This window comes from Desulfofarcimen acetoxidans DSM 771, assembly GCF_000024205.1.
Lineage (GTDB): Bacteria > Bacillota > Desulfotomaculia > Desulfotomaculales > Desulfofarciminaceae > Desulfofarcimen > Desulfofarcimen acetoxidans.
In genome coordinates this window covers 2,407,016-2,432,103 of record NC_013216.1, presented here as the reverse complement: position 1 = coordinate 2,432,103, position 25,088 = coordinate 2,407,016, and the positions used below count along the sequence as shown (strand labels likewise).

Genomic DNA, 25,088 nt, shown 5'->3' with positions numbered 1-25,088 from the left:
ATGGTTAAACCGGAGTTATTGGCACCGGCGGGTGATCCGGAAAAGCTAAAAGTCGCAATAGCTTACGGTGCTGATGCTGTCTATATTGGTGGCAAAAAATTTGGCCTGAGAGCCGGAGCAGGAAATCTTACAACGGAAGAAATTAGAGATTGCGCTAATTATGCTCACGCACGTGGTGTCAAAATCTATGTAACTGTAAATATTTTTGCTCACAATAAAGATCTTGAGGAATTGCCGGATTATTTGAAAACACTGCAAAAATGTCAAGTTGACGCGGTAATTATCTCAGATCCGGGAGTATTGGCGGTAACACGTGACACGGTTCCGGGCCTATCGGTACATTTAAGCACTCAAGCCAATACTACCAACTGGCAAAGTGCAAGGTTTTGGGCCCAGGCCGGTGTAGAAAGAATAGTCCTGGCACGAGAACTGACACTGGAAGAAATAAAAGAATTTCACCTTAAAGCAAAGGTAGATCTCGAGTGTTTTGTACACGGGGCAATGTGTATATCCTACTCGGGACGCTGCCTGCTGAGCAACTATTTTACAGGCAGGGATGCCAATAAAGGTGACTGTGCGCAGGCTTGCCGCTGGCGTTATACTCTGGTAGAGGAAAAGAGACCGGGACTGTATCTTCCGATCATTGAAGAAGACAGAGGAACCTATATCTTAAGCTCACAGGATCTATGTTTGATTGAATATATTCCGGAGTTGATTAATGCCGGTGTAATTAGTTTTAAAATAGAGGGTCGCATGAAAAGTGTTCATTATGTAGCCGGTGTGGTTAAGGCTTATCGTGAAGCTATTGATACTTTTATTTCCGCACCGGAAAAATACAAATTAAATCCGAGATGGTTGGATTATATCAGCAAGGTGAGCAACCGGGATTTTACGACAGGTTTTCTTTTTGGTCATCCCGCTCAACCTGCTCATTATACTACGGAAAAGTTATATAGGAGGGACTATTCTTTTGTTGGGATAGTCCGGGGCTATGATAGGCAGAAAAAAATGACAGTTGTAGAGCAGCGAAACCGTTTTTTTGCCGGCGACGAAGTTGAGATATTTTTTCCTCATGGAGATTCCGTTACTCTTGTTGTTCCTACTATGTATGATGAGGAGGGCAACGAAGTTTACGCTGCGCCTCACCCGCAACAGATTTTATATCTGCCGGTTGCTGAATTACCTCCCTATACGATGTTGAGAAAACCAGTATAACGGTTCATTAATTGAATAACTCTTTCTTAATTAGGCAAAAATATACATAGCTGACATGGAAAGGGTTGCTCATCATTGTATCAGATAAGATATAAAAGATTATTATGCCTTTTACTGTGTATTACAGTTTTTTTAATTTTACTGTCTTTGCGGCTTTATCATATCCAAATGGTCAAGGGAAAAGGACTTTACCTTCAAGCATTAGAACAGGACACGGAAAAGGTGGCACTGGAAGATATCACTCGCGGACAAATATTAGATCGCAATTTAGTTTCCTTAACAGGTCAAAAACAAACTTACCGTATTATTATATTTCCTGATTTAATAAATGATAAGTTGCCTGTTATCACGTACCTGTCAGATATGATAGGAACTAGCCGGCAAGAACTATCTCATTACTTTACCGGTAAACCATGTATATTACCTTACCGGCTAAATGCGGAACAAATCCAAAAATTTAAGGAGTGCCATCATCAAGGTATTTTAATACAACCGGTGAGTTTTCGGTACGGTGAATATCCTCTGGCTAATCACTTAATCGGGCACTTGGGAAAGATACCCTCAAGAGAATACTTGGATTTTTTAAACACTAGCCGTAACAGTTACAGAATATCTGATACAGTCGGCAAAATAGGATTGGAAATGATGTATGACAGTGTTTTAAAGGACAATTATGCTAAAAGATCTGTCAGATTACTCCGAGATGCCAGCGGCAATTTGCTCAACGGGACACAACCGATTTTTTGTGATAGCTCTGAATATAATAAGCGAGCAGATTTAGTTCTTACAATTGATCAAAACATACAAAAAACCGTCGAGCAGGTTATGGATAAACGGGTGAAACAAGGCGCTGTAGTCGTTATGGACGTTGCCAGCGGGGAAATACTGGCTATGTCCTCTAGGCCGAACTTTAACCCGGCACATGTGGAAGATTACCTATCAGGTAACGGAGAAGCATTTATAAACCGCGCCACGACTCTATTTCAACCTGGTTCGGTATTTAAAGTAATAATAGCTGCCGCTGCTCTGGAGGAAAATCTAATAAATGACAAAACAAGCTTTTTTTGTGCCGGAAAAAAGGATCCGTTGATTAGCTGTTGGAATACAGCAGGTCATGGCAAAATCAGTTTTGCTCAGGCTTTTGCCTTGTCCTGCAATCCATCTTTCGCGGAAATAGGGCTAGAATTAGGTGCAGAGAAAATAATTCGCTATGCACGACTGTTTGGTTTGGATAACCAGCAAATTACCGGTTACAAGGTTATTGCTGATAAAAGACAAAACCTTGATTTGATAAAAGAAAAAAACAATCTTGTTAACAGCAGTATAGGTCAGGGACCCATACTGGCCACCCCTGTGCAGATAACAGCTATGATTAATACCATTGCTGCTGATGGAATTTACAAACAACCACAAATTGTTAAGGCGCTCAGGCAAAATAATCAAACAGTTATGACTATAGCTTCTGAAGAGAGGAAGCAGGTAATATCAGATGCAGTAGCCGGTGAACTTCAAGTATTATTAGAATCAGTGGTAACCGGCGGTGTCGGTAAAGAAGCAAATATACCTGTTCACGGTAGTGCCGGCAAAACCGGTTCTGCAGAGACAGGCCAACAGGGAAAGGTCAACGCCTGGTTTTCTGGATACGCTCCGCTGATCAAGCCCAGATATACAATTACTGTTCTGGTAGAAGACAGTATAAGTGGCGGGGAGTCAGCCGCTCCTATTTTTAAAGAAATAATGGAGAAGATATTATAATTTCGCTATAATTGACTATATGAAAATAATATAGTAGTATAATAGTAACTTTAAGCATGGGAGTGTCTTTATGATTGTCAGGGGAGAACAAATCCGGGCATTGCGTGAAGAGCGAGGATATACCTTACAAGAGTTGGCTCGCAGAGCCAACTTATCTTTTTCATATTTGAGTGAAATTGAAAGAGGTTCTAAAAAACCTTCTTTGAAAACCATTGAAAAACTGGCCGCTGTTTTAAATGTTGCCAAATCTCAACTTGTAGAAAATGACTTAAACGATGCCGGGCTAACACTGGGGAATAAAATAAGAATGCTGCGCAATGAAAAAGCGCTGTCCTTGCAGGAACTATCGACAACCTCAGAAATATCGTTATCCTACCTTAGTGAAATCGAGCGAGGAACAATATACCCGTCATTAAACACTTTGAAGAAAATTTCTGAATCCCTGGATGTATCTGCTTCGGTGTTAATGAGTTATGAAGGATCTCTGGGGAATAAATTAAAAGCTCTACGAGAAAAACAAGGCTATACCCAGGCCAAACTGGCTGAATTAGCAGGGGTAACTGCCGGTTTAATCGGTCAAATCGAGCAATCCAAAGTGCAGCCCTCTTTAAAAACCCTGGAAAAATTATCAGGAGTTCTTGGCATTTCCGCATGCTATTTCATTATGGAGCCGGGAGCGGTTGAGCAAATTATTAATATGATGACTCCGGAACTAAGAGAAATGCTTTTAGATCCCAAGGTCCAATCCGTATTAGGATTGATAGCGAATTTAAATGAGAAAGAGCTTCAGTTTGTTTTAAATTTCATACAATTGTTAAAGCGGTCCGATTTAAATTAAAGTCCCAGCAAAATTACTGAAAAATAAAATTGAAAAATTATGCTTTTATAATTGAAAAGCATATACAGTTTATATTAAAATATATACAGGTTGAGGGATGTTTGGTTTGGAGGTATTTATGGCTGCTTTTATTTTGCCTGAATTATGTGTCGGTTGTGGCCAATGTGCATTGGTTTGTCCTCAGGAGGCAATAGTTATATTAGTCAAAGTAGCTAAAGTTATCCCTGATAAATGTATTGATTGTGAAAACTGTGTATTTTCTTGTATTAACGGGGCTATTACTATCATATAAGGTTTCTGAAGGAGGTTTGATTATGCCCATATATGAATTCATCTGTGAAAAATGCGGTCATAAATTTACTGTGCTGGTAGCTCTTTCTGAAAAAGACAGAGTAGTCTGTACAGAATGTAAATCTCCTGAAATAAAGCAACTAATGTCAGGCTTTGCAGTGAAAACCGGCAATTGTAGTATCAATGCAAATTCATCAAAGGGCGGCTGAGCTGTATAAAGAGAACAGTTTGTTCTCATTAAAATAATATAATAAAATAAATATTTGAGGAGTGATATTATGGCATTAGAGGTTAATCAATCTAATTTTGAATCAGAAGTATTGAAAGCTTCTGAACCGGTAGTGGTAGATTTTTGGGCACCCTGGTGCGGTCCCTGTCGCAGCATGGCCCCGGTTATTGAAGAACTGGCCAAGGACTTTGAGGGCAAGGCCAAGATAGCCAAATTAAATGTAGATGAAAATCAAGCTTTAGCAGGACAGTTTGGTGTAATGAGTATTCCTACACTTATTTTCTTTAAGGACGGCAAGGCTGTTGATACAGTAGTTGGGTTTACACCTAAGAATAAGATAGCCGAGAAAATTAATGCCATAATTTAATTGGCAAATTAACAACCCCCTGTCAAAATACAGGGGGTTCACATATTGTTCTGAAATAAAAGATTTTTCAAGGCAGGTAATCAAGTTGGCAATAAAAAATATATTATTTGATTTAGACGGTACATTAATAAACTCGCTGCCGCTAATTGAGAAGACTTTTCGAAGAGTATTTGCTGAGATGCAAATTCCATGGAATAACGGCGAGGTATTAAAAACAATCGGGCTGCCATTAAAGCAAATATGCGAGCAGTTTGCCGGTGAAAAAAAAGATGATTGTTTTGCTCTATACCAGCTTTATCAACGTGAGGAACATGCACTGTTAACCAGAATATACCCGGGAACTCTGGAGGCCTTGGGTGAACTGCAAAACAGAGGCTACACCCTGGGATTGGTAACTTCAAAACGCAGAGTTCTTGTCGATGAGGAATTAATATTTACCGGTCTGTCTGACTTTTTTACCATTAGTGTAACAGTTAATGATACTGTAAACCCTAAGCCGGAGCCCGATCCTGTATGGAGAGCTCTGGAACTCCTTAAGTCTCGCCCCGAAGAGGCCATATATATAGGTGACAGCTGGTACGATTTGCTTTCCGGCCAGCGTGCAGGCGTGATGACTGCCGGAGTAACCTGGGGAATGGCTAAAAGAGAAGAACTTATTGAATATGTACCGGATCTTTTATTTGATACCTGGGACCAAATATTAGAATATTTTTGATTTTTCCGGCCAAAAGTTAGCTTTTAATTAACTTTTGGCCAAAAAATTGTATTGCGATAATTTCTCTTTGGCCTTTTGTAAATTCAAATCATCTTCATATTCAACGGTATGCAGGTGTACACCGCCTGTAAGTGATGAAAGAAGAGTGGCCTTTTCTGCTTTAATATTCTCTATGAATTTTTTAACATCTGCGCGTGTATTCAGCATTAAAAATCCACGCAATTCACCATAAATCTGATGATCAATAATAACATCAATAATTCTAATGTTGTGATCCACCAGTATATTGAGTTCCTCTTCAGTTTCCTCGGGCATATGTTTTACTGCCAGTACAGCTCGTTTGGAATTCTCCGCACCATGATTTATTAAAAGATAACCTTGTGGCGTTGCCATTATATGTATACCCTGAGCTCGCAGAATGGCGACATCCTGAACAACTACCTGGCGGCTAACTCCTAATATTTTTGCCATTTCATTGCCAGTAACCGGCTTACTGGAAGATTGTAAAATCTGCAGGATATTTTCTTTCCGATCCATAGTGCCTCACCTCATTTAATTGAGAGCATCCGGTCAAGGGCTAATTTGGCTCCTGAGGCTGTTTGTGCGGTTAACTTGACCTGGTTAACAATATTTCCTCCCAGTAAGTTTTCCAGACACCAGAGCAGGTTTTCTCTGCCTATTTTAGACATATCCATACATGGCTCAACTGTCTCAGATAAGGGTATAATAAGCTTATCCGTATGTTTTTCAGCCAGATGCTGCACCATATTAATTTCCGTACCCACGGCCCATTGAGAACCTGCGGGAGATTCGGCAATAACCTTGGCTATATGTTCAGTCGAACCACTGCTGTCAGCCAGCTTGACCAGATGATTGCTGCATTCCGGGTGAACAATTACATTGATGCCCGGGTAATTATTTCTGACTTTTTGAATATGTTCTTCAGTAAACTTCAAATGAATGGGACAAAAACCATTCCATAAGAACAAGCGTGCATGCGCATTACCGGATAAGGTTTTATTTTGCCGATCCCAAACCGCCATGCTATCTTCTGAAAGTCCCAGCTTCTTACCTGTATTTCTGCCTAAATGTTCATCAGGGAAAAATAATACCCTTTTCCCCTGTTCAAAAGCCCAGCGCAAGGCTCTGTCGGCACTGGAAGAAGTACAAACAGTACCCCCGTTCTTTCCACAAAAAGCTTTCAGTTCCGCAGAAGAATTAATATATACAATCGGTATTACCTCACCCGGAAAATTGTTTTGCAGAAAATACCAACAATCATTAATTGCGTTGGCATCAGCCATATCCGCCATAGCACAGCCTGCCTGCAAATCCGGCAGTATTACCGTTTGCTCTTCCGATGTAAGGATATCTGCGGTTTCTGCCATAAAAAAAACACCGCCAAAAACAATATATTTTGCTTTGCTCTCGGCAGCCTGTTGGGAAAGCCGGAATGAGTCACCTTTAAAATCGGCAAATTTAAGCACATCTTTACTCATATAGTGATGTCCTAAAATTAATAATTCTGAGCCTAGCTTTTCCTTGGCGCTTAATATTTTCCGGTCTAATTCCACGGAATTTAGTGTTTTATATAAGTTAATATCTAAGGAAGCAGGCATGATAAACTTTTCCTCCAATCAGAGCAATTATATTATTTCAATCTCCAGGCTTATATCCAGCGGCCTGGCGGAGTGTGTAATCCAACCCAGTGAAAGGACATCTACTCCGGTTGCAGCCACTGCCCCGGCATTAGCAGCAGTGATTTGACCGGAAGCCTCGGTTACAGCTCTTCTACCAACAAACTTGACGGCTTTTTGCATAGTTTCCGTGTTCATATTATCCAGCATAATAACATCCACGCCTGCCTGAACAGCCTCTTCCAACTGAGTCCATGTCTCAACTTCCACCTCTATCTTAACTAAATGACCAATTTTATTTCTTACCAGTTCAACAGCCTGTTTGACACCGCCGGCAATTTGCAGGTGGTTGTCTTTTATTAAAACAGCATCATCCAGTCCCATGCGGTGATTATAACCCCCACCTACAGTGACGGCATATTTTTCGAACATTCTCAAGCCGGGGGTGGTTTTACGAGTATCAGCAATTCTAACGCCGAAAGGTTTGACAATCTCCACGATATTTCTTGTCTCAGTAGCAATACCGGATAGGTGCTGCAGAAAATTCAAAGCTACTCTTTCACCTGATAACAACGCATGCGCCTTACCGGAAACCCGGGCGATAGCCTCTCCTGCTTGTACCTGGTCACCGTCAGAAATGATTTTTTCCAAGCTGTAGTGAGGATCTAATTTCTCAAATACCCGGCCCGCAATATCCAAGCCAGCTACAATACCGGCATTACGTGAAATAAAAACAGCCTGTGCCTCCATATCAGCGGCAATTATTGTTTTTGTTGTTATATCCCCTCTGCCAATGTCTTCCAGTAGTGCGTCATTAATAATCTTATCCGCTAATAGCAGGTTCATAGGTCAGCCTCCTAAAATTAAAGTAATACCTGGTGGTAGAGTTTTTCTGGCAATGCGTAAGGAAAATCCTTGCGGTAGTGACTTCCGCGACTTTCCTGGCGTTTAAGAGCCGCTTCCGTAATTAATTTTGCTGTCAGAACCATATTGTATGTTTCATAATCATCATGGGGCAACTGTTTTTCCAGTTTTGTTATTAATTTAAGTGCATCTGATAATTGCTTTTCAGTCCTAACCAGGCCAACTTTTTGCCACATAACACTTCTTAATTTATTACGGTATACGGAGGAATGAGGTTTGCTGAAACGGTTATATGTTTGATTATTGACTTGCTCATTAACCGGAATAAAAGAGTTGCCAGCATAATCAGTGTCTGATTTGTCTATATTGAATAGGCTGATGGCTGTAAGAGTATCGTAGTTAATCAGGCTTCTGGCTACCCTGTGACCGAATACAACTCCTTCCAGCAGAGAATTGCTGGCTAACCTGTTCGCGCCGTGAACTCCGGTACAAGCCACTTCTCCACAGGCAAAAAGTCTCTTAATACAGGTTTGGCCGTTATGATCGGTTTTTACCCCACCCATCATGAAATGAGCAACAGGTGTTACCGGGATATAATTGTTCACCGGATCCAGGCCTCTGGCACGACAGGCAGCTGTGATGTAAGGAAATCTTTTAACAAAGTGCTGGCCTATGGGGGTGGTATCCAGAAAAACTTTTTCATCAGCGGCCAGTTCTTCAAAAATACCCCTGGCCACAACATCTCTGGGGGCTAATTCAGCCATCGGGTGATGCTGCTGCATAAAACGCCGGCCTTTTGAATTAATTAAAAGAGCACCTTCTCCACGAACAGCTTCTGAAATAAGTATCCTGGGGTTTTCTATTAAAGCCAGTCCTGTGGGGTGAAACTGTACAAACTCCATATCAACCAGCTCAGCCCCGGCTTGATAAGCAAGAGCAAATCCGTCACCGGTACAGGTTTTGCTGTTTGTAGTGTGCAAATATACTTGTCCGCAACCGCCTGCCGCTAATACAGTTGCCTTAGCCAGAAATGTAAATTGTTGATTAAACTGGTTAACAGCTGCGACACCAAAACATTCCTTATTTTTGACCAAAAGTTTTGTAACCATGGTATATTCGTATACTTTGATATTACTTATCTGCTTAACTTCTTTTACCAGTGTCTCTGCAATAGCCCTGCCTGTAGAATCTCCCATAGCTGAAACCACGCGGGATTTGCTATGTGCTCCTTCCTTGGCCAAATCCAGGCTTCCGTCATCCTTGCAGTCAAACGGAACACCCATATTTTTTAGCTCCAGAACCCTGTCGATACCTTCATGAACAAGTATATTCACAGTATCCTGGTTGCAACCACCGGCTCCTGCTGTTAAAGTATCCTGGTAATGATATTCCGGTGAGTCACCAGGAGCCAAAGCGCAAGCAATACCTCCCTGGGCCAGAGGTGTATTGCCGGCAAAAAAATCACCTTTTGTCAATAAAGCAACATTACCATGCTTGCTCGCTCCTAAAGCACAGCTGAGGCCGGCAATACCGGTGCCTATAACAATATAATCTACAATAATCGTCGACAATTTATTGACATCCCTTTCGGTAAAGTATCCTAACATTATATTATTTTTATTTGACTGTCTTGTCAACTGTAAAGACAGGTGAAAATAATCACATGTCAATATATTTTGATAATCAAATAATATTAAAATATAATAATATTATTTGATTTTTATACAATTATGCTAACGCCTGTAAGCTCACTTGATGAACTAAAAAATATATCTTATAGACCCCCCTTTTTAAGTGTGCCGGTATTTTTATTTGTCTATTCTATTGATTATTTTCAAAATAAGTTATATAGGAGACTTAGATAGTGCAGGAGAATGAGTTTAATTAGGGAATAATTATTTTTATTTGGATGGTTAACCCATGATTAACTTTCCGCATAAAATTCACAAAGTACCGGTACACCTGATAATATTTTTTTTATTATTGATAAATCTGAAGTTTACTCTGCCATTATGCAAAGAGCCTGATTAACTGATTCTCCGGAATATTAATGGCAGGAATAAATATTTACGCCGTGGTTCAAAAATAAAATAATAACTTTAATGAGGGTACTTAATTGCGAATTTCTACACATAAGAGAAATATGAAGACGGTAAATAGTTCCACTGTTATAAAAAAGAATAATGTGGGGAGCTTTTCCAGTAGCATGGATATGGAAAAGAGAGAACACCGCGAGCAAAAACTTAATAAGCTTCTAGAAAAGATAAAAGAAGTGGGAAAAATATTAAAGGACAGTAAAAGCTTAAGCAATATTGCCGATTACAAAAAATACATAAAGGAATATCTTTCTTATATTTTGGAAAATTATTATGTATTAAAGTTTACTGAGCGTTACCGCCAGATACTTATCAGTGTCGATATTATTAATAAAGAAGTTGAAGAATTGACCAGAAACCTTTTGCTGGAGCAAAAAAGCAATATTGATATGATCAGTAAAATTGATAGGATTGAGGGCCTGTTAATTGATTTATACAGATAATCCAATTGATCATATAAGCAAAAATAAAGGAGATACAACTTAATGGCAGATATACCCGTACCCGTGAAAGTTAATGATATAATCGAATTGCAGATCAATGATATTAATCATCAGGGAGCCGGAGTTGGTCGCTATCATGGCTTTGCCGTTTTTGTACCGTTTACCTGTGTAGGAGAAATAATACTGGCCACTATTACTGAAATAAAAAAGAGTTTTGCCGCAGCGAGTCTTGTGAAAGTTTTAAAATCCTCTGACAACAGGCAAATTCATTCCTGTTCTGAGTATATGAAATGCGGTGGTTGCCAACTGCAGCATAGTAGTTATGCCGAACAATTAAAGCTAAAAGAAAAATTTGTTCGCGACAATTTAAAACGTATTAGCGGGCTTCCTGATGCAGTGGTTTTGCCAACTATCGGTATGGAAAATCCCTGGAACTATCGTAATAAAATTCACCTGCATGCCGGCAGAAAAAATAACAGGACTGTCCTGGGTTTTTTCTCCGAGGGTTCTCACATACTGGTTGAAGGTACAGCCTGCTGCCAGATAAATGACGGTAGATTGAATGAGATTAGTGCTATTCTGGAGGATCTGATAAACAAGTATAAGCTTGAACCATATAACAAGCACAGCAAAAAGGGTCTCCTGCGGGGTGTGATGCTGCGCAAAGCTGAGGCTACCGGGCAGGTTATGCTTGTGCTGGTAACTGTGAGTGGTAATTTACCGGGCCAGTCAACCTTCACTCGCGAATTAGTAAATCAATGCCCTGATATAACATCTATTATCAGAAATATAAATAACGGAAATAATAGCTTGCTGCTGGGAAGCGTAAATAAACTAATCTGGGGAAAGGAAATAATAGTTGATAAAATAAAAGACCTGTCTTTTTACATTTCAGCCAACTCGTTTTATCAAATAAATCCAAAACAAACTATTAAGCTTTACGATAAAGCTCTGGAGTATGCCGAATTAAAAGGTAATGAGACGGTACTCGATGCTTACTGTGGAATAGGAACCATAGCCATGTATTTTTCAGCTAATGCCAGGAAGGTCACAGGATTGGAATCACTCAACATCGCGGTAAAGGATGCCAGGGAAAATGCGGCTTTAAATAGGTTAAATAATGTAGAGTTTTTGTGCGGTGAGGTTGAAAAATTATTACCTGAATTCGCAGAACGTAATAATAATGTTGACATTATTATACTGGACCCGCCTCGTCAAGGCTGCAAGCAAGTTGTCCTTGAAGCAATTGCAAAAATGAGGATACCTAAAATTATCTATGTGTCTTGCAATCCCGGCACATTGGCCAGGGATTTGGGTTTACTTGATAAACTTGGCTATGGGATAATTGAAGTGCAGCCGGTGGATATGTTTCCGCAGACGAGCCATATCGAAATTTGTACATTTTTGTCGAAAATATAAAAGTGGTTTCGAGATGTACAATCAGTGCTGTCATAAAAAACATATATAAAAGTGTTTATTTTATGACAAGAATAGCATATACTATAAATAAGAAATGAAGCGAAAGGGAGGAAGGATTTAATATGATACTAGATATGAAAACTATTGGAGCTAATATAAAAGAATTAAGAGACAATGCTGGTTTAGGACAAAAGCACATTGCTGGTTATCTTGGTGTAGACCAAAGTCTGATTTCAAAATTTGAATCAGGAGAGCGTGCCATTAGTTCGGATATGCTGGATAAAATTGCAGCTTTATTTTGCTGCCCAGTATCAGTCATTGCATCACCAGATAAGTGCAGATCATCTGTAAGCTTTGCTTTTCGCACTACGGGGATTGAATGTGAAGATTTGGAGGCTCTGGCTGTAATTAATAGAATTGCATTGAACCAAATGCTGATGGATAAAATCGCTGGAGGGACAATGAATGATTGATAAGATGGCTTTAAGTAATAAGGCATTCAGTGTCAGAAAAAAGTTAGGAGAAGATAATACTTCTCCTATTGACATTTTTGCTTTAGTGTATGCGCTTGAAAATGTGACATTAGTCAAGTATCCTTTGGGAGAAAAAATAAGTGGTGCATGTCTAAAAAACAATACATCTACAGTAATAGCTGTGAATTCAGGTATGTCTATTGGTCGACAGAGGTTCTCGCTGGCTCACGAGTTATATCATCTTTATTTTGATGAAGATATGATCTCAACAATTTGTCCGAGTAAAATTGGGGGCGGAAACCAAACTGAGAAGTCTGCTGATCAGTTTGCATCTTATTTGCTGATGCCACCAGCAGCTTTGTACGAAAAAATTGAAGAGATAAAAAGCGTAGCAAAACGGAATTTAGTTATTAAAGATGTCATTAAATTGGAGCAGTATTTTGGTGTTAGCAGACAGGCAATGCTTTTTCGCTTACAGGAAGAAGGTGAACTGTCTCAGTCTGATGCAGCGGGCATGCAAAAGAATGTCATCTTAACTGCTGCAAAATTGGGTTATGATACTTCATTGTATAAACCTACGCCAGAGAGTGAAAACAAGGGAACTTATGGTCATTATATAAAGCAAGCTGAAAATCTCTTGCAATCTGATGTTATATCTAATGGCAAATATGAAGAGTGGCTATTAGATGCTTTTCGTGATGACATTGTCTATGGTGATGAGAGTGAAGGAGGCGAATTAGTTGATTGATTCGCTTTTCTTCGACACTGATTGTATTTCCGCTTTTTTATGGGTTAGGAATGAGAGTTTATTGGCACAGTTATATCTCGGGAGAATCGTAATTCCAAGACCAGTTTATGGTGAATTATTAAGCCCTGGAATAATACATTTGAAAGGTCGTATTGATGCAATGGTTTCCGCCGGTCAAGCTAAGATAGTTGAAATTGTAGTAGGAACAGAAGAATATAATATGTTTTACAGATTGACGGTTGAACCGGGTAAAGGACAGAAATTAATTGGTAAGGGAGAGGCTGCATCAATAGCTTTAGCAAAAGAAAATAGGGGTATTGTTGCCAGTAATAATTTGCGTGATATTGGTGATTATGTCAAGGAGTTTCAATTAAAGCATATTACTACAGGAAATATTCTCGTTGAAGCCTATAGTAAGAGATTGATAACTGAGGATGAAGGAAATGCCATTTGGGCTTCCATGTTGGCAAAGCGAAGAAAATTGGGAGCTGCTAGTTTTTCAGACTTTCTTAAAAGCAGATAGAGTAATAAAGCTTGAAAGAATTGAAGTAAAATCCGATTTTTCCAAAAGAATATCCTGTTTCCAAGGGGGCACCAGCTTTAAACGGATTCTAAAACTAGAGCTTGAGAAGAATATGCGTTACAAACAACGACTTGAGGAGGAACTTGCCTCTTTCAGAAATATCGTTGAGTCTGACTATAGAACGGTTGAAGGTATCATTACCAGTTCCGTCCGGGCAATTTCCGAAAGACTGAATGAAGTTTTCGTTCCTATGAACTACACTGTTCAACTTGAATATCGCAATAAAGAAGAGGGTAGTGGCCATCGCCGGCTAGTTATGTGGTTTAAAAAGACCCATGAACAACAGCTTAGGGTGGTGACCGAGCGTGGCGGTTTATCTGGTGGTGAACACGCAATTGTATCGCTTATGATGATGTATTCTATTCTCAGCGTTAAGGAAGAAAAGAAAATGGAAGGTAAGAGCGGTGGTACATATTCAGTGATCCCGCTATAAAATAAAATGAAAGATAAAAAACTTCCCCAAAAAACTGAACACGTTATAATCTTTCTGGTAACATATATCATATGAATAACTTACAGCTTTCTCAATTAACTTCACATACATTTACACTTCGTGGTACACCTTGCTCATTTCCAGATTGTTCTTTTATCCAGCAGATTGTTTTGGAAAAAGAAAATGATATTATTTATCTCACCGGTAAAATTGAGCAACTGCAAAAATATCTTGATAGTTTGAACGAAGAGAATGAACGTCTAACGGCCAGGATTAACAAACTTAATCATGCTCTTTTTGGAACCTCTTCAGAGAGAGTCGATACACCTACTTCGAAAAAAGAGGATAGCAGAAAAACTACCGGTGATTGTGATATAACTTGCAATGGAAAAACCACTGTTATCACGCCTAAAAAACGCGGTGGCAAACTCGGTCATAAAGGTCATGGTCGTAAGATTCCTGAACTTCCTGAGGTGGAAGCCCTCCACGAAATTCCGGAAGATCAGTTGCTGTGTCCTTGTTGCGGATTACCACTAAAAGACACTTGCCTTACTGAAGATTCGTATGAAATTGATTACGAAGTTAGAATTGTGCGCAAAAAACATATTCGCAAAAGGGCTGTACGGGTATGTAATTGCCCTGGACAAAGATTTGTTACTGCCCCTAAAGATCCTCAGGTTATACCCAAGAGCAAGTTTTCTAATAATTTTTGGGCCTATCTGTTAATTGCAAAATATTTTTTCCAAATTCCGTTACACCGTTTAAATACAATGTTGTTGATGCATGGATTGTCAGTGTCTGAAGGAACCTTAACCGGTGGGTTTAAATTATTACTGCAAACCTTACTGCCACTATACAATTTGCTGGCAGAAATAAATCGTAGTGAACAGCACTGGCATGTAGATGAAACCAGCTGGATGAGTTATGTTCCTGTAGAGGATAAAAAAGGTCATAACTGGTGGATGTGGGTTTTTGTTTCCCATAAAACTGCTCTATTTATATTGGATGAGCACCGCTCCAGTCAGGTTCCTTATGCCCATTTCGGACAGCAAGCTAATGGAATATTAAATTGTGATCGTTATTCCGCCTATAATAAGCTCACCAATCTCAATGGTGGCTTAATTAAAGCCCTTTGCTGGGCTCATTTTCGCAGGGATTTTATTGATGTCGGTAAATCCTTGCCTTCATTAAAATTCTGGTCCGATGAATGGGTTGAGTTCATTGGATACATTTATAAACTAAATAATGACCGTTTGGATGCCCAAGATGACCATTTATCCTTTGCCAGGGCTCAGTTAAAGCTAGAATTTGCTTTAGAAGATATGGCACAAAAATGTACTGATGAATTAAAAAGTGCCAACTTGCATTCCCTTCAGCGCAAGGTATTGGAAAGTGCTCAAAAGAACTGGGACGAGCTCACCACATTTGTGCACTATGTCCATGTTCCAATGGATAACAACTTGGCCTTATCCTCAACATTAGAAAATCCTCAGGATTGTATGAAAGTAGCTTAAATCAAGGATATACTTATTCAATCCTGAGGATTTTATTGTACACTACCACAAATTGCATGATACTGAAATTACCAAAATATCGAGGAGGTACTTTCATGTATCAAGATTATAACAATGCAGTTGGTAAGGTAAATAAATATCTTATCGAAAATCATTTTTCAATGTCTGTCATTTACGGTCATTTACATTGTTATCGTTCGTTCAAACAGTATCTGGAAGAAAAACAGATTTCTTATTCACCTGAAGAAGCGCTAAAGTGGTTAAACAATAATAAACCGGGCTGGAAGCGTTCTAAATTTAAAATGTCCAGACTTTCACTTTTCCGGCTTAATGATGTTATGAGAAATGGGTGCATTAGCACCGATAGCTATGTATATGAAAATTCCTGTAACTATGACAGGCTTCCTTTGTGGTGCCGACTGTTGCTGGATGGTTACCTGAATAATATCTCGCACTCATTCAGCGAAGGCTATGTAGCAGAACACAGGGTAGCCTGTTCTAAATTCTTGATTTACATCAGTATCATCGGCGGAAAGAATATAGAGGATATCAACCACAAAAACGTTATAGGGTATTATTACCAAAGTGAACACAGTACCGTTCAGGCTAAAAACTTATACAACCGTAATATACGGCATTTCCTTCAATATCTGGCCGGTAAAGATTTGATACCTGCATCACTGACGTATTCATTGGACCGATTTATCGTACCGAGGATAATTATCATAGATGAACTTCCTGATGTGAAAAAAAGATCTTATATATATTCCTTAGACCAGACTTCAGGCAAAATTCCCGCAACTGAGTACTATTCCATTGCTAAGAAATTGGGCGATACTAATCTTGACCGTCATAATTATTCAAAAACGATGAGAAAAGTTTTCCGCAAAGCATGGAGAGAACTGTATATCTTTCTGGAGGCAAACGGACTCGGTTATTCATACAAAACAGCAGAATACTGGTGTATCTGCCTTAAAAACTACACTGTTCAGTGGAAATCTTACAGGCGTGCCATGAAACTTTTTGAACAATATAGGGTATATGGGGATATCAAGCCAAATATCGTATATTCGTATAAAGAAGATTCCATTAACACACTACCCGAATGGAGCCGCAGCCTGGTTCTAGATTTTCTGTCAAAGAAGAAGAAAGAAGGAAATTCCGTCTCCACAGTCAGTATGTACCGTTCTTCGTGCCTAAGATTTTTGAAATTTCTTGACAAGAAAAATATCACATGTTGTGCTATGATAAACCCTGAAATCATAAAAGAATTCCATATTTCAGATCCTCATTCAACAGCAGAAGCAAAAAATGCCTATAGTGTGAGGATACGCCGGTTTCTGGATTATCTTGCCGACATGGGATATTTACCAGTAACGCTTCAGTTGGCTCTGACCACTGAATGCGCACAAAAAACAGAAATCGTGGAGATACTTACGGAAGAAGAAGTTGCTTCTGTTTATAGTTTCAGGTCAAATGCAGAAAAGCCTATGGAATTAAGAAGCACAGCCATTGTTCTCATCGGACTCCGTATGGGACTGCGTGCCTCTGATATTACAGGAATGAAACTGTCCGATATTTCATGGAAGGAACGCACAATTTCTGTGCAGCAGCAGAAAACCGACAGATTTTTAAAACTTCCCATGTCGGTGGATGTTGGAAACAGTCTGTACAGGTATATCATGAACGGAAGGCCCCGTGTAACTTCCGATTATGTATTTATTACCCACAGAGTTCCTTACGGCAAACTTAACACAAGCTGTTGTCGCCGTGCTCTAAACAAAGCGTTAAACAAACGAAAACATGGCTTCCATATCATCAGAAAAACATTTGCATCGCGCATGCTTAAAAGCAAAACTAATGTTGATACGATAGCAAATTCGCTCGGTCATAGCGACACATCAACCGTCCTTAAATATCTGGCAACAGATGGTGATACCATGAGGCAATGTGCCCTTTCACTGAAAGGCATTGAGGTGAAGGGAGGGATGCTGTCATGAAAAAAACCTATGTTTATCGCAGCAGCCTTGCTCCATATATCGAAGGATTGATCTGTCAAAAAAGGGCTGATGGTTTCCTATATGAGTATGAAGCTTATATCCTTAAAACATTCGATGATTTTTGTGTCGATAACGGCTTCCGTGATACTGTTATAACCCGGGAACTGGTAATGAAATGGGCTGTTCAAAGAGAAACAGAGGGAATTAATTACCGTAATCAAAGGGTTTCTTTCATTCGGCAATTATCTCTATATATGAATTCACTGGGAATCAACTCATACATACCCCGTCAGACAGCTTCAACAGTTACCACCATTCCTCATATATTAAGTACAGAGGAATTAAAAAGCTTATATCATGTAATCGATTCATATCTTCCCGATAAAGAAAAATGGCAGCGTTTTTCTATAGAGTACCAGGTCATCTTCCGGCTTTATTACTGCTGTGGTTTACGGCTGGCAGAAGTCTGTAATCTTAAAGTAAAGGATGTAAATCTTGAAGATGGTATTTTAAAAATCGTACAGTCAAAAGGTAATAAGGATCGGCTGGTATACATGGCTGACGACGTTGCTGATCTATGCCGGAATTACCATAAAAGGATGGTATCCTTACTGCCCGGCTCTGAATGGTTTTTTCCGGGAAGAGTCCAGGGACAACCTATACGGAAAACAAGCATGTATAAAAAGTTCAAACAGTTCTGGAACATGACACCATTTGCAGATGCTTGTGACAAAGCTCCGACCATACACGCACTGAGGCATACTTTTGTTGTGAACCGGATGAACGAATGGATGCTGGAGGGAACCAGCCTGAACACTATGATGCCTTACCTTAGTAGATATCTTGGCCATTCCAGCGTAGAAGGCACCTTTTACTATTATCATCAGGTGGACAAGGCGTTTCAGATTGTTCGAAAGAAAGACTCCCTGTCAGGAAGAGTGATCCCGGAGGTGGTTCCTTATGAAGAATAAAGGACTACAGACCGGAACACTGTTTTTTTCCATGACATTGGAGTTTCTTGAAACATATCTTCCACGCCAATTAGGAAGAAGCTCTAAAACTATTAAATCATACAAAGATTCTCTTACAGTTTTCAGGCGTTATCTGTATGATGAGTGCCACATATCGGTTGCTGCTTTTAAATTTGCCGACTGTAATCAGAAATGTATTCAGGAATTTATCATATATCTAAAGGATAATAACAATAGCCCTGGAACCTGCAATCAAAGGCTTACCGCATTAAAGTCCTATCTATGGTTTGCTGCCGATAGAGATATTGCAGTCCAGTCAGTCGCATTAAGTATTTCCAAAATACCACAGTGTAAGATTCCAAAAAAGGAAAAAGAAACATTAACAGAAGAAGCTCTTGCTGCCATCCTGCAGCAACCACCAAATACGAAAATGGGATTACGTGACCGGGTTATTATGATACTTCTTTATGATTCCGCAGTAAGATTGGATGAGTTGTTATGCCTTACACTGAAGGACCTTTCCCTACGAACCGATAATCCTTACATAAGAATTTCAGGAAAGGGGAATAAAGAACGCATCGTTGCTATAACTCCTAAAACAGCAGAGCATCTAAAACAATATTTGTCGGTGTATCATAAGAATGATTTAAACATGGATCAATATCTATTCATTACCAGGATTAAAGGAGTTACAGACAGGATGTCTCCCGGAAATGTAGAACGCTTTATTAAGCAATATGCAAATAGCGCAAGAGAGAAATGTCTTCAGATACCATTAAAAGTATATCCGCATATGTTTAGGCGGACAAGGGCAACCGACCTCTATCAAAACGGCGTGGAACTTGAGCTTGTATCAAGAATCCTCGGGCATTCATCAACTGAAACAACAAAAGTCTATGCAAAACCGTCGATAGAAATGCTTAGAAAAGCAATTGAATCCGTAGAAATACCAGAGCAGACAAACGAGGAACCATTATGGACATCATGTAATGAAGAAGAAATGGCCAAACTGTGTGGCTTGAGATAAAATAATCCTCAGGATTGAATAAGTATATCCTTGATTTAAGCTACTTTCATACAATCCTGAGGATTTTCTAATGTTGAGGATAAACTGCGTTATTCTCATATGAGGATTAGTAGCCGAACGTATATTACGTACTGTAGCCTTAGGACGTAAGAATTATTACGGTACCCATTCCCTTTGGAGTGGCGACCTTGCGGCCGCTTGTATGTCTATATTTCAGACGGCTGCCATGCACGGATTAAACGGTGAAGCATACTTACGATATTATTTTGATGAGTGTGCAAAAAACGGTGAACCGCCTACTAACTTGGAGACACTTCTCCCATGGAATATTCCTGAGAATGTCGCCAAAAAGTACTCCATGTGCTTGGGGAGGGCAATATAATGATTATTACTGATGAGGATTTCCCCAAGAAAATCTGCGGGAGAGTTTTTAGTTATGATGACCTGGTGCTAATTAGAAAATTTATAACCGATAACCCGTCAGCCTCACGGCAAAAAATATCTCGTGAGGTTTGTTTGGTATTCGGGTGGTTTAAGCCGGACGGTGGTTTAAAAGATATGAGTTGCCGGGTAGCATTATTAAAACTATATAGATCCGGTTTGATTGAATTGCCCGCACCCAGACACCGCTATGGTAATGGAGATAAATTTTCCCGTCAAACTCCGGAAGGCGATCCCAAAGATCCAATTATAGAGCCTGCTGGGAAACTAACACCTTTAGAAATACAGCGTGTTATTTCTAAAAAAGACTCCTATTTATGGAATGAATTTATTGAGCGTTATCACTATTTAGGCTATAAGCCTTTACCCGGAGCACAGATCCGTTATCTAATCACTTGTCCATTAGGCTATCTAGGAGCAATAGGTTTTTCCGCTGCAGCCTGGAAGGTACAACCCAGGGATACTTGGATTGGTTGGTCTAAAGATCAGCGAACGGAAAAGCTTCATCTGGTCGTTAATAATTCCCGATTTTTGATTTTACCATGGGTGAACTCCAAAAACCTTGCTTCTAAAATTCTCTCTCTTTGTGCAAAAAGACTACCAGGCGATTGGCAAGATGTTTACGGTTACAATCCGGTATTGTTGGAGACGTTTGTGGAAAAGGATCGGTTTATTGGTACATGTTATAAAGCCGCCAATTGGATGTTTGTTGGTTGCACAAAAGGCAGAGGTAAACTGGATATATTTAATGAGTATAAATTGCCAGTTAAAGATATTTATCTTTATCCTCTCATAAATGATTTTCGCAGTATTTTGGTTGATGCATAGATAATTTCAGAAAAGCTAATGTTTATTATTAAAGGCCACTTCTATAAATAAGAGGTGGTCTTTTTTTGTCCAATACGACTTACCCAATATATTACTCAGTTTTTTGATTTGCGATTTTTGATTTTTATAGCCGGTTCACTGAATACTTACAATATTAGTGAGGGATCGTCATGGACTTACAACCTATTTTAGAACAACTATATAGAACCGAAATAATAAATATCGTTATAAATTAAACGCAAAGTCTCTTTTTCACATCTTCCGAACAGCATTTGATTTCCTCTAAAAACGAGTCAACAGATTTTTGAATTTCTGAAGCATTTTTATGAAAGCGATTATAAATAGCTGTATTTTTTAACCATTTCCATAACTCTTCTATGCAATTCAGATTGGGTGAGTAGGGTGGAAGAAATTTCAAAAACAGATGATCCTTATGCTCGTCTAAAAAGTCTTTAAGTAATTTTGCATGATGAACTCTTGCATTATCAAGAACAATGTAAATTTTAGAAATGTCATCTTTTAAAAAATGTGATACCAATTTTTTAAGAAAATCTTTGAATTTTTCTGCATTGATTTTGTCATAATTTACACAAAAAACTTTACCCGTATAGTAGTTTAAAGCACCGTATAATGTAACTTTTGCATGGTGTCCATAGGTCTTAATCTTTTTTTGCTCACCTTTTGGGAACCATGCTCGTTGTAAACCTTGATAGTCCCTAATGTGAGATGCATCCACATATAGGAGTATTTCACATTCAGTGAGATTTTTTTAACTCTTCCAGCTCATCTTGAAAAGCTTTTTGCTTTTCCGGATCAGCTTTGGCTAATACATAAGTGGGACGATTATAACGAAAATCCATCTTAAGAAGCATGCGCCAAACACCATCTGATGTATATTTAATGCCGTATGTATCATGAATGTAAGCAGCGAGGGTTTTACAATTCCAAGTAGTATGGGTACTAAAACCAACCTCTGATGGTGATTTTTTCAGTACCTCTTTGACCTCTTCTTTTTGTTCATTGGTTAGCCTTGGCGGTCTTCCCGGTTTTTTTGATACATGAAGCAGTTTTTCAACTCCACCTTCATTAAAGTAAGCAACGTATTTTCTTATGGTTTGTTCACTTATATCAAGATATTCGGCAATCTGCTTTGCTTGTCTCCCTTTCATGACAAGAATGACAGCTTGAACTCTGCATCTTAGTTTATATGGTGTTTCTCTTTTTATCTTATTCAAATCCTCAATGGTTAAATTTTGTGGATTGTTTAAATGCAATTTCCTCATGGTAATAATACCCCTCCCCACACTTGATTCTATTTTACAGGATAGGAGTAAAAATTACCATTACTTTATTAATCGTTTCTATATAGCTAAATTACCCCCCGAAATATTGATGAAGATAATGCCCGAATTAAAAGTAGAAGTTCCGAAGGCAGATCCCTCAGGTGCAGTACTTATCGGTGTCTTTTTAGCAAGAAGCCTGGGCATCGGTAAAATAATTGACAACTTTATAGGCGAAGAATATGTTACTTATGAACATCTACGTGAAGACAGAGCCAACGGTTCTAAATATCGGGTAAGTACTGGTTTGGCATGTGAAATAATGGTTGGCGACATGCTGGGCAGAAATAAAGATCTCACCCGTTTATATAAATTTGAAGAAGCTTGTAAAAACTGGCAAGTCGAAACAATACTCGGTATACCGTCCGAAAAATTTAATGATGACAAAATGGGTAGAGCCCTTGACGCTATAAACTCAAATGCAAAATATATGGCTAATGTATTGCAGGATATTGTTTTATCAGCATCCAAGAAATTTGGAGTTCCACTTAACACTTTTTACAATGACACATCCTCCATTCCAGTCTCTGGTGTTATGGAGGATAACGATAAAGTTCAATACGGGTATGGTGGTCTACCGGGTTTAAAACAATTAATCCTTAATCTTACGATAGCCTCTGGTGCATCTTTGCCGGTAACATCATCAATTGATTCCGGTAATGTTCAAGGCGGTACGACTTTTGAGCGTTCATTCGAGAAGGTTAAAGAGATTACCGATGACCAAGAATTTGAGATGATTATTGATCGTGGTATCCTAACCCAAGATAATATGCATTTGATGCTTACTAATAGCAACCAAAAGGCCTTTTTTATAGGTCCACTCAAGGATGAGCTATCAAAAAATTGGGTCTTAGAGCAATTAAATGAGGCTAAAAAAGATGATTTTGCTGCTATTGACTATCGCTCTAAGAAAGAAACAGAAAGAAATCTACCAAGACACTACGAGGCGTTAGAGACAAAATATACGTTTAAGGTAAAACTTGAGCCTCCCTCAGAGGGTAGTAAGAACAAAAAGCAACTCAAAAAAAGTAAGCGAATATTTGCGACACATACTATAATGGCGGTTATTTATTGTGATTTAAACAAAAAACCTAAGGAACAAGAGCGTCGTCAAAAGCGTATAATCAGCACAGAAGATACATTAGTAGAACTAAATGGTAATCGGCTAATTGGTGATAGGCGACTTTCACGCCATTAGATTCTCAGCCTTGACGACTGCTCCCACACGAACAGACCCCAGCAAAAGATCTAAGAAAGAAATCTAGCCATAACATTTTGTATCATACTGGTTCTACCTCTTTGCCTAATCAACTGTCAGTATTTAATAAGTGTCTGACCCTCATGAATAAGAGTGAGTAATTGGAATTATTTTATTAGGGACAGACCCTTGTTAATAATTTGAAAAGAACGTTTTTCTCTTTTCAAATTATTTCGAGCACTTTCATAAACAATCACCCCGATTATGAGTTTGCCGGGATTTTTGCCGATGAGGGTATTTCAGGAACCAATACTAAAAAGAGAGAGCAGTTCAATAAACTGATTGAGGACTGCAAGGCGGGAAAAATTGATATGATTATTACTAAATCCATATCAAGGTTTTCGAGAAATACTTTGGATTGTTTGAATTATGTCCGTCAGCTTAAAGACCTGGGGATTGGGGTTATTTTTGAAAAAGAGAACATTAATACCTTGGACGGAAAGGGAGAAGTGCTTTTAAGCATTCTCAGCTCACTGGCCCAAGACGAATCTCGGTCGATCTCGGAAAATTCAACCTGGGGAATCAGAAGGCGATTTGAACAGGGCAAAGTAACAATCAACCATACAAAATTCCTGGGATATGATAAAGATGAAGATGGCAACCTTATCATCAATGAAAAGCAGGCCAAGATTGTCAGAAGGATTTATACCGACTATCTGAACGGTAAGGGGCCAAACGGGATCACCAGGGCGCTTGAGGCGGAGGGGGTTCCAAACTGGAACGGCAAAGTTAAATGGTATGAAAGCAGCATTAGGAAAATGCTGAGTAATGAAAAATATAAAGGAGACGCCCTACTGCAAAAGACTTATACAGTAGATTTTTTGACCAAGAAAAGAGTGGTGAACACCGGCCAGATTCCCCGGTATTATGTAGAGGAAAGCCACCCGGCCATTATTGATAAGGATATGTGGGAAGCGGTCCAGCTTGAAATGGAAAGACGGAGAGCTTTTGCAGAGAAACATGGTATTAAAAAAATTGATTATGCTACAGCGGATAATCCCTTTGCAGGCAGGGTGATATGTGGTCATTGCGGCAGCCTTTTTGGCAGAAAAGTTTGGAACTCAACCGATGAAAGGCTAAGAAGGATTGTCTGGCGATGCAACGGCAAATATCCGGCGAAGGGGAAAAAGGGTTGCGAAAGCAGGCATATTGACGACAGGGTTTTGTATCAGGCTTTCGTTGATATATTTAATACGCTTGTCAAAAACAAGAATTACTTTTTCGATAAGTGGAAAGGATTACAGGAAAGCGATAATCCGCTTCGACGCTACAAAGCAAAGCAGTTTTCAAAAATCATAACTGAGACAGGGCAGATCAAGGAATTTGATATAGCCTTATATTTTGCGTTCACGGAAAAAGTAGTATTATATGATGAGGGCAGAGTGATAGTTGGTTTGCTTGACGGAACAGAAGTCGAATGCATAATTGAATAGAAATAGAAAGTAGGCCGGCTGGGGTGGATATTTATCACCTTGACCGGCTTGTTTTGTTGTTCTTAAATGAGAAAAATAAGGTCTTTGATACAGGGGTTGGATAACGTTTGGGAGACTAAGATCTGGGATAGTCGATTATAAGGCAATACTATTATATAATTATGGTATGT

Annotated in this window: 27 protein-coding genes; 21 read left to right on the top strand and 6 right to left on the bottom strand. The window is 39.1% G+C overall.

The genetic code is table 11. The annotated features are described in order from the left end of the window. The 7 genes from DTOX_RS11075 (at position 1) to DTOX_RS11045 (ending at position 5,410) form a co-directional block, all read left to right on the top strand. A complete protein-coding gene (locus DTOX_RS11075) occupies positions 1-1,215 on the top strand; it encodes a peptidase U32 family protein (protein WP_015757776.1) in 1,215 nt (404 codons plus the stop codon). A gap of 75 nt (positions 1,216-1,290) precedes the next feature. Next, complete coding sequence (locus DTOX_RS11070; protein WP_015757775.1) at positions 1,291-2,970, top strand: peptidoglycan D,D-transpeptidase FtsI family protein; 1,680 nt, start codon at positions 1,291-1,293, stop codon at positions 2,968-2,970. 70 nt (positions 2,971-3,040) lie between these two features. Continuing rightward, the gene (locus tag DTOX_RS11065) at positions 3,041-3,808 is read left to right on the top strand and encodes a helix-turn-helix domain-containing protein (RefSeq protein WP_015757774.1); all 768 of its coding nucleotides are present in this window, start codon (positions 3,041-3,043) and stop codon (positions 3,806-3,808) included. A 118-nt stretch (positions 3,809-3,926) separates the two neighbouring features. Beyond that, positions 3,927-4,100, top strand: coding sequence for a DUF362 domain-containing protein (locus DTOX_RS11060; protein ID WP_015757773.1), 174 nt, complete (start codon positions 3,927-3,929; stop codon positions 4,098-4,100). Positions 4,101-4,122: 22 nt separating this feature from the next. Next, complete coding sequence (locus tag DTOX_RS11055; RefSeq protein ID WP_015757772.1) at positions 4,123-4,308, top strand: FmdB family zinc ribbon protein; 186 nt, start codon at positions 4,123-4,125, stop codon at positions 4,306-4,308. 69 nt (positions 4,309-4,377) lie between these two features. Continuing rightward, on the top strand, positions 4,378-4,695 hold the full coding sequence (gene trxA / locus DTOX_RS11050) for a thioredoxin (RefSeq protein ID WP_015757771.1): 318 nt from the start codon (positions 4,378-4,380) through the stop codon (positions 4,693-4,695). Positions 4,696-4,780: 85 nt separating this feature from the next. After that, entirely contained in the window at positions 4,781-5,410 is a 630-nt protein-coding gene (locus DTOX_RS11045; protein ID WP_015757770.1) for an HAD-IA family hydrolase, read from the top strand. 27 nt (positions 5,411-5,437) lie between these two features. Here the strand turns inward: DTOX_RS11045 and DTOX_RS11040 are convergent, their stop codons facing one another. The 4 genes from DTOX_RS11040 to DTOX_RS11025 are packed head-to-tail and all read right to left on the bottom strand — an operon-like array spanning position 5,438 to position 9,482. Beyond that, positions 5,438-5,947, bottom strand: a complete 510-nt coding sequence (locus tag DTOX_RS11040; RefSeq protein ID WP_015757769.1) for a transcription repressor NadR — start codon at positions 5,945-5,947, stop codon at positions 5,438-5,440. An 11-nt stretch (positions 5,948-5,958) separates the two neighbouring features. Beyond that, positions 5,959-7,029 (bottom strand): quinolinate synthase NadA, encoded by a 1,071-nt coding sequence (gene nadA / locus DTOX_RS11035; protein ID WP_015757768.1) that lies wholly within the window; start codon positions 7,027-7,029, stop codon positions 5,959-5,961. Between the two features lie 27 nt (positions 7,030-7,056). Further along, positions 7,057-7,893, bottom strand: a complete 837-nt coding sequence (nadC, locus tag DTOX_RS11030; RefSeq protein WP_015757767.1) for a carboxylating nicotinate-nucleotide diphosphorylase — start codon at positions 7,891-7,893, stop codon at positions 7,057-7,059. 17 nt (positions 7,894-7,910) lie between these two features. After that, positions 7,911-9,482 carry an L-aspartate oxidase gene (locus DTOX_RS11025; protein WP_052292937.1) on the bottom strand — a complete coding sequence of 524 codons (1,572 nt, stop codon included), beginning with the start codon at positions 9,480-9,482 and terminating at the stop codon, positions 7,911-7,913. Positions 9,483-10,027: 545 nt separating this feature from the next. Here DTOX_RS11025 and DTOX_RS11020 point away from each other — a divergent pair. The 12 genes from DTOX_RS11020 (at position 10,028) to DTOX_RS10965 (ending at position 20,887) form a co-directional block, all read left to right on the top strand. Then, the gene (locus DTOX_RS11020; RefSeq protein WP_015757765.1) at positions 10,028-10,450 is read left to right on the top strand and encodes a YaaR family protein; all 423 of its coding nucleotides are present in this window, start codon (positions 10,028-10,030) and stop codon (positions 10,448-10,450) included. Positions 10,451-10,492: 42 nt separating this feature from the next. Beyond that, the gene (gene rlmD, locus DTOX_RS11015; protein ID WP_015757764.1) at positions 10,493-11,869 is read left to right on the top strand and encodes a 23S rRNA (uracil(1939)-C(5))-methyltransferase RlmD; all 1,377 of its coding nucleotides are present in this window, start codon (positions 10,493-10,495) and stop codon (positions 11,867-11,869) included. Between the two features lie 122 nt (positions 11,870-11,991). Next, complete coding sequence (locus DTOX_RS11010) at positions 11,992-12,342, top strand: helix-turn-helix domain-containing protein (protein ID WP_015757763.1); 351 nt, start codon at positions 11,992-11,994, stop codon at positions 12,340-12,342. After that, positions 12,335-13,090: an ImmA/IrrE family metallo-endopeptidase gene (locus DTOX_RS22225; RefSeq protein WP_015757762.1), complete on the top strand. Its 756-nt coding sequence runs from the start codon at positions 12,335-12,337 to the stop codon at positions 13,088-13,090. Before DTOX_RS11010 ends, DTOX_RS22225 begins: the two co-directional genes overlap by 8 nt. After that, complete coding sequence (locus tag DTOX_RS11000) at positions 13,083-13,613, top strand: PIN domain-containing protein (protein WP_015757761.1); 531 nt, start codon at positions 13,083-13,085, stop codon at positions 13,611-13,613. Before DTOX_RS22225 ends, DTOX_RS11000 begins: the two co-directional genes overlap by 8 nt. Beyond that, complete coding sequence (locus tag DTOX_RS10995) at positions 13,534-14,106, top strand: hypothetical protein (RefSeq protein WP_157862923.1); 573 nt, start codon at positions 13,534-13,536, stop codon at positions 14,104-14,106. The genes DTOX_RS11000 and DTOX_RS10995 overlap by 80 nt, the downstream gene beginning before the upstream one ends. Before the next feature lie 170 nt (positions 14,107-14,276). Continuing rightward, positions 14,277-15,620 carry an IS66 family transposase gene (gene tnpC / locus DTOX_RS10990; RefSeq protein ID WP_042315721.1) on the top strand — a complete coding sequence of 448 codons (1,344 nt, stop codon included), beginning with the start codon at positions 14,277-14,279 and terminating at the stop codon, positions 15,618-15,620. Positions 15,621-15,715: 95 nt separating this feature from the next. After that, positions 15,716-17,620, top strand: a complete 1,905-nt coding sequence (locus DTOX_RS10985; RefSeq protein WP_015757758.1) for a tyrosine-type recombinase/integrase — start codon at positions 15,716-15,718, stop codon at positions 17,618-17,620. Continuing rightward, a complete protein-coding gene (locus DTOX_RS10980; protein WP_015757757.1) occupies positions 17,617-18,591 on the top strand; it encodes a tyrosine-type recombinase/integrase in 975 nt (324 codons plus the stop codon). The genes DTOX_RS10985 and DTOX_RS10980 overlap by 4 nt, the downstream gene beginning before the upstream one ends. Further along, entirely contained in the window at positions 18,581-19,618 is a 1,038-nt protein-coding gene (locus DTOX_RS10975; RefSeq protein ID WP_015757756.1) for a tyrosine-type recombinase/integrase, read from the top strand. The genes DTOX_RS10980 and DTOX_RS10975 overlap by 11 nt, the downstream gene beginning before the upstream one ends. Positions 19,619-19,820: 202 nt before the next feature. Further along, positions 19,821-20,000 (top strand): transposase domain-containing protein, encoded by a 180-nt coding sequence (locus tag DTOX_RS25325; RefSeq protein ID WP_042315718.1) that lies wholly within the window; start codon positions 19,821-19,823, stop codon positions 19,998-20,000. Next, positions 20,000-20,887: a DUF4338 domain-containing protein gene (locus DTOX_RS10965; RefSeq protein ID WP_015757755.1), complete on the top strand. Its 888-nt coding sequence runs from the start codon at positions 20,000-20,002 to the stop codon at positions 20,885-20,887. Before DTOX_RS25325 ends, DTOX_RS10965 begins: the two co-directional genes overlap by 1 nt. 232 nt (positions 20,888-21,119) lie before the next feature. On the opposite strand, the gene DTOX_RS24320 is transcribed toward DTOX_RS10965, so the two are convergent. Then, a complete protein-coding gene (locus DTOX_RS24320; RefSeq protein WP_242652418.1) occupies positions 21,120-21,623 on the bottom strand; it encodes an IS630 family transposase in 504 nt (167 codons plus the stop codon). Between the two features lie 19 nt (positions 21,624-21,642). Beyond that, the gene (locus DTOX_RS24315) at positions 21,643-22,170 is read right to left on the bottom strand and encodes an IS630 family transposase (RefSeq protein ID WP_042315521.1); all 528 of its coding nucleotides are present in this window, start codon (positions 22,168-22,170) and stop codon (positions 21,643-21,645) included. 118 nt (positions 22,171-22,288) lie between these two features. Between DTOX_RS24315 and DTOX_RS10950 the strand changes: the two genes are divergently transcribed. Beyond that, positions 22,289-23,425, top strand: coding sequence for a DUF4277 domain-containing protein (locus tag DTOX_RS10950; RefSeq protein WP_242652417.1), 1,137 nt, complete (start codon positions 22,289-22,291; stop codon positions 23,423-23,425). A gap of 200 nt (positions 23,426-23,625) precedes the next feature. Further along, positions 23,626-24,918 carry a recombinase family protein gene (locus DTOX_RS10945; protein ID WP_015757753.1) on the top strand — a complete coding sequence of 431 codons (1,293 nt, stop codon included), beginning with the start codon at positions 23,626-23,628 and terminating at the stop codon, positions 24,916-24,918. Positions 24,919-25,088: the final 170 nt, after the last annotated feature.

Coding starts and splice junctions, on each gene's coding strand:
- DTOX_RS11075 (WP_015757776.1), top strand. CDS start 1: ATGGTTAAACCGGAGTTATTGGCACCGGCGGGTGATCCGGAAAAGCTA.
- DTOX_RS11065 (WP_015757774.1), top strand. CDS start 3,041: ATGATTGTCAGGGGAGAACAAATCCGGGCATTGCGTGAAGAGCGAGGA.
- DTOX_RS11060 (WP_015757773.1), top strand. CDS start 3,927: ATGGCTGCTTTTATTTTGCCTGAATTATGTGTCGGTTGTGGCCAATGT.
- DTOX_RS11055 (WP_015757772.1), top strand. CDS start 4,123: ATGCCCATATATGAATTCATCTGTGAAAAATGCGGTCATAAATTTACT.
- trxA (WP_015757771.1), top strand. CDS start 4,378: ATGGCATTAGAGGTTAATCAATCTAATTTTGAATCAGAAGTATTGAAA.
- DTOX_RS11040 (WP_015757769.1), bottom strand. CDS start 5,947: ATGGATCGGAAAGAAAATATCCTGCAGATTTTACAATCTTCCAGTAAG.
- nadA (WP_015757768.1), bottom strand. CDS start 7,029: ATGCCTGCTTCCTTAGATATTAACTTATATAAAACACTAAATTCCGTG.
- nadC (WP_015757767.1), bottom strand. CDS start 7,893: ATGAACCTGCTATTAGCGGATAAGATTATTAATGACGCACTACTGGAA.
- rlmD (WP_015757764.1), top strand. CDS start 10,493: ATGGCAGATATACCCGTACCCGTGAAAGTTAATGATATAATCGAATTG.
- DTOX_RS11010 (WP_015757763.1), top strand. CDS start 11,992: ATGATACTAGATATGAAAACTATTGGAGCTAATATAAAAGAATTAAGA.
- DTOX_RS22225 (WP_015757762.1), top strand. CDS start 12,335: ATGATTGATAAGATGGCTTTAAGTAATAAGGCATTCAGTGTCAGAAAA.
- DTOX_RS10995 (WP_157862923.1), top strand. CDS start 13,534: ATGCCATTTGGGCTTCCATGTTGGCAAAGCGAAGAAAATTGGGAGCTG.
- DTOX_RS10985 (WP_015757758.1), top strand. CDS start 15,716: ATGTATCAAGATTATAACAATGCAGTTGGTAAGGTAAATAAATATCTT.
- DTOX_RS10980 (WP_015757757.1), top strand. CDS start 17,617: ATGAAAAAAACCTATGTTTATCGCAGCAGCCTTGCTCCATATATCGAA.
- DTOX_RS10975 (WP_015757756.1), top strand. CDS start 18,581: ATGAAGAATAAAGGACTACAGACCGGAACACTGTTTTTTTCCATGACA.
- DTOX_RS25325 (WP_042315718.1), top strand. CDS start 19,821: ATGTCTATATTTCAGACGGCTGCCATGCACGGATTAAACGGTGAAGCA.
- DTOX_RS10965 (WP_015757755.1), top strand. CDS start 20,000: ATGATTATTACTGATGAGGATTTCCCCAAGAAAATCTGCGGGAGAGTT.
- DTOX_RS24315 (WP_042315521.1), bottom strand. CDS start 22,170: ATGAGGAAATTGCATTTAAACAATCCACAAAATTTAACCATTGAGGAT.
- DTOX_RS10950 (WP_242652417.1), top strand. CDS start 22,289: ATGCCCGAATTAAAAGTAGAAGTTCCGAAGGCAGATCCCTCAGGTGCA.